Below are 4,208 nucleotides of genomic sequence, written 5' to 3'. Positions count from 1 at the left end.
CGCCTTGCATCGACGTCGACACCATCACGCACGGCATCGCCGCGGCGATGCGATCGTCGATCGCACCCAAGATCATCGATTGTGTTCCACCGCCACTGGCACCGGTCACACCGATGCGGGTCGGGTCGGTTTCGTCCAGCTCCAACATAAAATCGACCGCGCGAATCGAGTTCCAGGTTTGCAGCCCCATCATGTTTTGCAAACGAAGCTCCGCCTGCGCGCTGAAGAACCCCCAGTCGGTCTCGCGATCCAGATGTGCCGCCTTGTCGGGGCGATGTCCGATCTGGATCGAATCAGCGTTTCCCGTCATGTCGTAGACGAACACCAGGCATCCCATGCGGGCCAACTGAACCGCGCGAGCCTGGATCGGAAATCGTCCGCCGACTGCAAAGCGTTCGGCGCCGCTGGCCAAGTCGGCGCGGATCTGAGCTTCACCGGCGTCGTAAAACCGACCGTCGCTCCAATGCCCGTGCGGCGACAAGATCGCCGGAAACGGACCCGACTTGCCTTTCGGGCGATACAGGCTGCCGGTCACAAAGTGGCCCGGAATCGATTCGAAATAAACGCGATCCACAACGTAGTCATCTCGCTCGACCCGGCCGTGGATCACGGCGTTCAAGTCGGGTTTGCTGGGCATCGGCCACAGCCCTTGCGATAACAAGATCCGTCGCTGAATCTCCGCACGCCGCTGCGGCCAGGCTTCAGGATCCTCGACCGATTTGAACGGAAAGTAGCTGTTCAGGTTTCGCAGCTCGCCCAGTCGCCGGTCGGCCGGACGCGTCGCCTCGGGCAGTGCCCGGAGCCCATCGGCCGCGGCAGCGATCGTGCAGGCAATCCACAGCAAACATGTCAAACAATATCGCATCATTCTGGCAGGGGAGTGTCGGGAACAAATGGACAGACGCCCCATCAGCATACTCAAATCAAGCGTCCAGCTTGCAAGTGGCGTACGCTTCCAGCTTGCGACCCGCCCAAGCGTCCAGCTTGCAAGTGGCGTACGCTTCGCGCTTGCGACCCGCCCAAGCTTCCAGCTTGCGACCCGTGCTTCACGCAAGCTGGAAGCTTACGCCACGGTTTTTGGTAGAGTACAATGGCGGACCCCGCCTTCCTCCCACCTCCCGCGACGCCCGCCATGTCTCGCATAGCGAAGCGACTGATTGTTCTGCTCGGACTCCTTGTCGTTCACGGAACAGTCAACGCCGACGACTACGAAACGTTTGAGCGCAAGGTCCGCCCGTTGTTGGTCGAGCACTGTTACGAGTGCCATTCGGCCGGCGCCAAGACACTCCACGGCGGCTTGCGACTGGACACCGCCGAAGGCGTCCGGCAGGGCGGTGACAGCGGTGCCGCCGTCGTCGCCGGAAAGCCCGACGAGAGTCTATTGATCGAAACGGTGCGTTACGACGGTGACATTCAAATGCCGCCCGACGGAAAGCTCGATGCGGACGATCTGGCCACGCTGACAAATTGGGTCAGGCAGGGCGCTGCTTTTCCACCATCCGAGCAAACCGAACAAGCCCGTCACGGCGCGATCGATTTTGACGAGGGGCGGCGATTTTGGTCGTTTCAACCCGTCCAACGTCAACCGCTGCCGGACGTCGGCGGATCCGATTGGCCGCAAACGCGTTTGGATTCGTTTGTCCTCGCTGCGATGCAGCGGCAAGGGTTGGCGCCGACCGACCGCGCCGACCGCGTGACACTCCTGCGACGGCTTTGCTTCGACCTGACCGGTCTGCCGCCGACACCGGCCATGGTCGGTGACTTCGTCCAGGACGAATCCCCCGACGCGTACCGACGACTGGTCGAGCGACTCTTGGATTCGCCCCAATACGGCGAAAAATGGGGTCGCTGGTGGCTGGACATGGCGCGGTACACCGATCGCACTGCGAGCTGGTTGTACCAGACCGGGCAATCGCACTTCTATCGTGATTGGGTCGTCGACGCGCTGAATCAAGACATGCCCTACGACGAATTCGTTCGCCGCCAGTTGGCCACCGATCTGATGCCCGAGACGGGGCCGAGCGACCTGCCCGCCCTCGGTTTCATCAGCCTCAGCCCGACCTATTGGAAAGAACTGAAACTGCCCTGCGAGATCATCAAGGTGATCGTCGCCGATGAATGGGAAGAACGTGTCGACGCAGTATCGCGAACCTTCTTGGGGCTGACCGTCGCCTGTGCCCGCTGTCACGATCACAAATTCGATCCGATCAGTACCGAAGACTACTACGCGTTGGCCGGCATCTTTGCCAGTTGCCGCCAAGTCGAACGGCCGCTCGTTCCCGAAGAAGAATACGAACCGGTGCGACGGGCGCGTGAACGAGTTGCCGAGCTGGAAGCCGAGATCACCAAACGAAAACGCGAAAAACCGCTGCCCACCGAAACGATCGAGAAACTGACCGCGGAAATTCAATCGATCAAAGCCTCGACGCCACAGTACGACATGCCGATGGCGAATGCGTTGTCCGAAGAATCGCTGTTCGTCGTCCGCGCCGGAAAGACGGCACAAGACGGAACGAAACTGGAGTATCGTGCACAACCACGCGATCTGCCGGCGTTCATCCGTGGCAATCCCAATCGCCCCGGAAACATCGTCCCGCGGCGGTTCTTGACCGTGCTCGCCGAACACCCCGAACCCTATCAAAACGGCAGCGGGCGACTGGAACTGGCCGAATCGATCGTGACCGAAGCGGCTCCATTGACCGCGCGTGTGATCGTCAATCGCATCTGGCTGGCCCATTTCGGAACCGGGCTGGTCGACACACCGAGCAACTTCGGCACGCAAGGCAGCAGCCCATCACACCCGGAATTGCTGGAAGATCTGGCCGCCCACTTCATCGATTCGGGCTGGTCGCTGAAACAGCTGCATCGCCAAATCCTGCTCTCGGCCACCTGGCAACAATCGTCGTCGGCCGCGGCGGAATCCTTTCAGCGCGATCCGGAAAACCGTTGGCTTTCGCGCATGAACCAACGTCGGTTGACCTTTGAGGAGTGGCGGGATTCGATGCTGATGGCGAGCAATGAATTGACCCAGACGATCGGCGGTCCGTCCATCGACCTGGATGCAAACGGGAATCGACGACGCACACTCTACGCAACCGTCCATCGCCGCGACATGTCGCCGACGCTGATGGTCCACGACTTTCCCGATCCGACCCAGCACAGCCCCAAGCGGACACCGACGATCACGGCACTGCAAGGGCTTTACGCCCTCAACGGTCCGCTGCTGCTGAATCAATCGCAGTCGCTGGTCACGCGGTTGGAACGCGAAGTCCCGCACGATCCAGCCGCCCAAATCGATCGGCTCTATTGGCTGCTGTTCTCTCGACCACCCGACGATCGAGAGCTGCGGATCGGAATGCAGTTCTTGAAACCGGCAGACAACGATTCACCCGCCGCGCGTTTGCAACAATACGCCCACGCGCTGCTGGTTTCCAACCAGGCCCTGTTTGTCGAGTGAGCCCAACTGCGTGACCAGACGAAGAGACCGACCGATGCCAAACGAAACGAATTCAACGATCGATCGCCGCCAGCTACTGGGACAACTCGGTGGCGGGATGGGAATGCTGGGTGCCGCCCATCTGTTGGCATCGGAATTGAGTCCCAACGCGGGTCCACATTTCCCCGCCAAAGCGAAACGTGTGATTCACCTGTTCATGAACGGGGGGCCCTATCAAGGCGACTTGTTCGATCCAAAACCCTTGCTCGAAAAGTATGCCGGAACGCGACCACCCGGCGCGGACCTTCTGACCGAGCGGCCGACGGGAGGCTTGTTGCCGTCACCGTTTCAATTTCGCCGACGCGGTGAAAGCGGCATTCCCGTCAGCGAGCTGCTGCCCAAACTCAGTCAGCACATCGACGACATCTGTGTACTTCGCTCCCTGCATGCCGACAATCCCAATCACGGGCCGGCGTTGCTGCAGATGAACAACGGTACGATCACACCGACGCGTCCCAGCATGGGAGCCTGGTTTTTGTACGGTCTGGGCAGCGAGAACGCAAACCTGCCCGGCTATGTCGTCTTATGTCCGGGACGCCCCGTCCGATTCTCGATTTTATGGAACAGTGCCTTTCTGCCGTCGGAATACCAGGGGACCTACATCAATCACTCCACGATCGATCCGGAGAAGATGTTGCCCCATCTGCGGAACGTTCGCTGGGACCGCCAGACCCAACGTGAACAACTCGATCTGTTGCGGCAACTCAACACT

3 protein-coding genes are annotated in these 4,208 nt (G+C 60.5%); 2 read left to right on the top strand and 1 reads right to left on the bottom strand.

Annotated features, from left to right (window positions below):
• A partial coding sequence (locus ABX749_RS24225) for an acetylxylan esterase (RefSeq protein ID WP_372898258.1) occupies positions 1-853 on the bottom strand: 853 nt, incomplete at its 3' end.
• 279 nt (positions 854-1,132) lie between these two features.
• Between ABX749_RS24225 and ABX749_RS24220 the strand changes: the two genes are divergently transcribed.
• The gene (locus ABX749_RS24220; protein ID WP_372898257.1) at positions 1,133-3,457 is read left to right on the top strand and encodes a PSD1 and planctomycete cytochrome C domain-containing protein; all 2,325 of its coding nucleotides are present in this window, start codon (positions 1,133-1,135) and stop codon (positions 3,455-3,457) included.
• A gap of 34 nt (positions 3,458-3,491) precedes the next feature.
• Positions 3,492-4,208 (top strand): DUF1501 domain-containing protein (locus ABX749_RS24215; protein ID WP_372898256.1); only part of this gene is annotated, 717 nt, incomplete at its 3' end.

The organism is Stieleria sp., from assembly GCF_041595215.1.
In the GTDB taxonomy this organism is placed as follows: domain Bacteria; phylum Planctomycetota; class Planctomycetia; order Pirellulales; family Pirellulaceae; genus Stieleria; species Stieleria magnilauensis.
The sequence above is the reverse complement of the archived record's forward strand: the minus strand, read 5'-3'. Positions and strand labels throughout refer to the sequence as shown.

What these genes read in the sequence shown, in the direction of transcription:
- ABX749_RS24220 (WP_372898257.1), top strand. Translation starts at nt 1,133, where the DNA reads ATGTCTCGCATAGCGAAGCGACTGATTGTTCTGCTCGGACTCCTTGTC.